This is a genomic window from Thalassolituus sp. UBA2590, assembly GCF_002339775.1.
Lineage (GTDB): Bacteria > Pseudomonadota > Gammaproteobacteria > Pseudomonadales > Oceanobacteraceae > Thalassolituus.
On record NZ_DDKU01000147.1, the window covers coordinates 1 to 4,483 of the forward strand.

At 54.4% G+C, this 4,483-nt stretch carries 7 protein-coding genes; 1 reads left to right on the forward strand and 6 read right to left on the reverse strand.

The window, feature by feature from the left end; translation table 11 throughout:
- The 6 genes from murA to B2067_RS12550 form a co-directional block, all read right to left on the reverse strand.
- Positions 1–1,010: UDP-N-acetylglucosamine 1-carboxyvinyltransferase (gene murA, locus B2067_RS12525; RefSeq protein WP_301388677.1), on the reverse strand; the 1,010-nt coding region annotated here is incomplete at its 3' end.
- A gap of 15 nt (positions 1,011–1,025) precedes the next feature.
- A complete protein-coding gene (locus B2067_RS12530) occupies positions 1,026–1,265 on the reverse strand; it encodes a BolA family protein (RefSeq protein ID WP_068436037.1) in 240 nt (79 codons plus the stop codon).
- Positions 1,266–1,335: 70 nt separating this feature from the next.
- Positions 1,336–1,662 carry an STAS domain-containing protein gene (locus B2067_RS12535; protein ID WP_297530664.1) on the reverse strand — a complete coding sequence of 109 codons (327 nt, stop codon included), beginning with the start codon at positions 1,660–1,662 and terminating at the stop codon, positions 1,336–1,338.
- Positions 1,659–2,120: an outer membrane lipid asymmetry maintenance protein MlaD gene (gene mlaD / locus B2067_RS12540; RefSeq protein WP_297530665.1), complete on the reverse strand. Its 462-nt coding sequence runs from the start codon at positions 2,118–2,120 to the stop codon at positions 1,659–1,661. The genes B2067_RS12535 and mlaD overlap by 4 nt, the downstream gene beginning before the upstream one ends.
- Positions 2,121–2,123: 3 nt before the next feature.
- The gene (gene mlaE, locus B2067_RS12545; protein ID WP_068437171.1) at positions 2,124–2,906 is read right to left on the reverse strand and encodes a lipid asymmetry maintenance ABC transporter permease subunit MlaE; all 783 of its coding nucleotides are present in this window, start codon (positions 2,904–2,906) and stop codon (positions 2,124–2,126) included.
- Positions 2,906–3,718, reverse strand: coding sequence for an ATP-binding cassette domain-containing protein (locus B2067_RS12550; protein ID WP_068437381.1), 813 nt, complete (start codon positions 3,716–3,718; stop codon positions 2,906–2,908). Before B2067_RS12550 ends, mlaE begins: the two co-directional genes overlap by 1 nt.
- 168 nt (positions 3,719–3,886) lie before the next feature.
- Here B2067_RS12550 and B2067_RS12555 point away from each other — a divergent pair.
- A partial coding sequence (locus B2067_RS12555) for a sodium:calcium antiporter (RefSeq protein WP_414716541.1) occupies positions 3,887–4,483 on the forward strand: 597 nt, incomplete at its 3' end.

Sequence of the window (4,483 nt, forward strand, 5' to 3'; positions counted from 1 at the left end):
TGCATAAAGCGGTTTTCAAAAATAGTTTCGATCACGGTGCCCGTACCTTCGGCAACGGCATTCAGCACAACAAACTGTGCCTGCATATCCGTCGGGAACGCTGGGTGCGGTGCCGTGCGGATATTCACCGCTTTCGGGCGCTTGCCGTGCATATCCAGCTCGATCCAGTCATCACCGGTTTTGATCTCGGCGCCCGCTTCCTGCAGCTTATGCAGAACCGCTTCCAGCAGAACCGGATCAGTGTCTTTGCACAGAACACGACCGCCAGTTACGGCCGCGGCCACCAGAAAGGTGCCGGTCTCGATACGATCTGGCAGGACATTAAATTCACAGCCATGCAGTCTTTCGACGCCTTCGATTTCCATGGTGTCGGTGCCTGCGCCGGTAATCTTAGCGCCCATGGCGTTCAGGCAGTTTGCCAGATCGACAACTTCCGGCTCGCGCGCGGCATTTTCGATGACGGTTTTACCGTCGGCGAGTACGGCGGCCATCATAATGTTCTCAGTACCGGTAACCGTCACCGTATCGAGAAAAATATTGGCGCCTTTTAAGCGGCCTTCAGGTGCCCAGGCTTTAACGTAACCTTCAAGCACTTCGACCTTAGCGCCTAATGCTTCCATACCGCGCAGGTGCAGATCCACCGGACGGGAACCAATGGCACAACCACCAGGCAGCGATACCTCTGCTTCGCCATAACGCGCAAGCAGTGGACCAAGCACAAGAATCGATGCACGCATCGTACGCACCAGATCATAAGGCGCGACCAGACTGTTCAGCTCACCACAGACGGTTTCTACCGACATATCTTCATTAATAGCGACACTTACGCCCATACGACCAAGTAACTCGAGCATGGTGGTGATGTCGTGCAGGTGCGGCAGGTTACCGACCTGCATCGGGCCTTCGGCCAGAAGGGTAGCCGCCAGAATAGGCAGGGCCGAGTTCTTTGCGCCGGAAATACGGACTTCGCCGTCGAGGCGGTTTCCGCCCTCGATTCTCAGTTTTTCCATTTCAGGGTCTCACGCTCAGGCTTTTTCAGCAGGCGTATAAGTCTGGATGGACACTGCATGAAGCCGACCATCAACGATATAGGGATTCAGAATTTTGTAGACGAACTGCTGACGCTTCACTGCGTTCAGGCCTTCGAAAACCTCCCCGACACCGGTGATTTCCTTTACGTAGCCGTCAACGACAGACCAGGTAACATCCGGGGCTTCAGCCTGTAACACTTCCAGGATTTCGTTCGGGGTAATATCCGAGGACATATTGTAACTACCACTCAGTTCAGAAAGCGCACAATCATAGCGGATTTAGGCGCTGAACCGAAGTACTGACTTACTCCGGCAGGTCAGAACCTGACAGGACTGGCCCGAAAACCTCATCGAGATCACAGACCTCGATAATGGCAGGCAGGTCCGCCGGCGGATTTTTGATCGTTAGCGCGACCTTGCGGGCCTCGGCAGCGCGGAGCCAATTCAGGATCAGAGCAACGCCTGCACTACTGAAACGGCTCACGGCAGCAAAATCAATAATGACCCTACCATTTGCCTGAGCGATAGCGTCGTGGCCAGGCTTAACCAGGCTGGCTACGGTATGCAGCGTCAGGTCACCTTCGACCCGGATTTCTCCGCTGGCAGCGACCGATAACGAGGGCGCGGTCATTCGCCCTCTGCCTTATTGAACAGGAAGCGGCTGATCAGCTCTTCGAGTACAACAGCAGACTGCGTATCCTGAACCCAGTCACCATCCTGCATGTAGTCAATTTCAGCACCAACGCTGAGACCGATGTACTTTTCACCCAGAAGGCCAGCCGTAAGAATCGACGCACTGGTATCGATGGGCAATGTGTCCATCGACTTGTCTATTTCCATTTCAACCACGGCCGCATACCACTCCTGATCCAGAGTAATATTGGTGACACGGCCAATAGTGACACCCGCCAGCGAGACTTTCGCACGGTCTGTCAGGCCACCCAGATTTTCAAAGCGCGCCTTGATTGTGTAGGTTTCGCCAGCGGCATCCATGGACAGACCGCTGACCCGCAGGGCCATCAACACAAGAGCAACAATGCCCATTACCATAAAGCCGCCGACCATGAGTTCGACATTACGCATACGCATGTTTTACACGCCTCCTAACATGACCGCAGTCAATATAAAATCCAGTCCAAGAATCGCCAGTGATGAGATCACTACCGTTTGTGTTGTTGCCTTACCAATACCTTCGGATGTCGGTGCGGCGTCGTAGCCCTGATAGACGGCAATCCATGTCACCACCACACCAAATACAGCGGCTTTAATCAGCCCCTGAACAACGTCTTCGTAAAACTCCACGGTGTTCGCCATGTTGCTCCAGTAGGCGCCGTCATACAGACCAAGCATATCGACAGCGACAAACGCACCGCCCCAGATACCTACTGTGCTGAATAACAATGCCAGAATCGGAACACTGATAACGCCAGCCCAGAGTCGTGGAGTAATCACACGTTTGAGCGGATCGACGCCCATCATCTCCATGGCAGACAGCTGCTCAGTGGCTTTCATAAGACCGATTTCTGCGGTCAAGGCTGAGCCTGCCCGCCCGGCAAACAACAGTGCCGCAAGCACCGGGCCGAGTTCACGCAAAAGAGTCAGAGACACCATAGTCCCAAGCGCCGAAACCGAACCAAATTTCACCAGAATGTTGTAGCCCTGCAGAGCAAGCACCATTCCTACAAAGAAACCTGCAACAATAATGATCGACAGTGAACGCACACCAACCGAGTGAATCTGTCGGATCAGATCAAGAAAACCCGCGCTGCCCGGGCCACCCCAGGTCACCGACTGAGTAAACAGCATACCGGCCCGACCGATAGACTGGATCGACTGAACGCCGACCTGTCCCAGGCTTCGAACATGCTTAAGCATTATGCCTCTCCCGCAAATAAATCAGCGCGATAGTCATCGGCCGGGTAATGGAATGGCACAGGGCCATCGGGATCACCGTTAAGGAACTGACGTACTTCGGCGTTATCGCCATTTCTGAGTTCATCTGGCGTACCAAAGCCGATGACTTTTCCGCCTGAAACGATGCACAGATAATCGGCAATCTGACAGGACTCTTCCACGTCGTGAGACACCAGTAGGCTGGTCAGCCCGAGCGCTTCATTCAAACCGCGGATCAGGCGCAGAATCATCCCCATAGAAATCGGATCGAGCCCGGTAAACGGCTCGTCATACATAATCAGCTCAGGGTCCATCGCGATAGAGCGCGCTAAGGCAACACGGCGCACCATGCCACCGGACAGCTCCGCCGGAAACAGGTCACGCGCTCCACGCAGGCCTACAGCTTCAAGTTTCATCAGAACCAGATCGCGGATCATGTCATCAGGCAGATCGGTATGGGTGCGTAGCGGGAAAGCGACGTTGTCGAACACATTGAGGTCTGTAAACAGGCCACTGGTCTGAAACAGCATACCCATTTTGTTTTTGCGCAGCTCAAACAGGTCTCCGCGACTCATGGTGCCGACATTACTGCCATCCACCAGCACTTCGCCGGAATCCGCTTTCAGCTGGCCACCAATCATGCGTAACAGTGTCGTTTTACCTGTGCCGCTGGGGCCCATGATTGCGGTGATCTTGCCGCGGGGAAAGGCGACATTCAGACCGTCATAGATCTTTCGTTTACCACGATAAAAGGTGACATCCTTCACTTCGACGTGGTTATTGCTGTTAGACATCAGGTGACCTGTATTTACCCTGTACTTTAACTGACCGCTAGCATATCGGATTGTTCTGGGCATACCAACGGCAATTCCGCCCGCCAGGCGGAACATCCTGTTGCAATTGCGCCGATTCACCGCTCCGGTACAATGAGCGGCTTAATTTCCTGAGCGTGATCTTTAGCTATGTATCCCGAAATAGGCGCAATCCTCGTTGGCCTGATTTTTCTTGTCTGGAGTGCCGACAAATTCGTTATCGGCGCCGCGGCCACTGCCCGCCACCTTGGCATGTCTCAGATGCTGGTTGGTCTGACCATTGTCTCTATCGGCACGTCCGCACCGGAGATGTTTGTCTCCGCCATGGCCTCGATCGACGGCGCCGGCAACCTGGCGATCGGTAACGCCATTGGCTCGAACATCACCAACATCGCCCTGGTACTCGGTATTACCGCGCTTGTCGCGCCGATCCCATTACAGAAGGGCCTGCTCAAGAAAGAACTCCCTCTGCTGATGATGATCACCCTGCTCGCAGGTGTCGTTCTGATCGACCTTGAGCTGAATCTGGTCGACGCCCTGATCCTGATCGCAGCTCTGATCTTCGCTCTCTTCCTGATGTTCCAGCAGTCGTCGGATAGCGGCGAATCTGTGATCGACGAAGACGAAGCGGCCGAAATTGAAAGCACACCCACCAGCAAAGCAGTGTTCTGGCTGATCGTTGGTCTGATCACTCTGATGGCCAGTTCGAAAGCTCTGGTCTGGGGTGCGACCGGTATCGCAACGGCC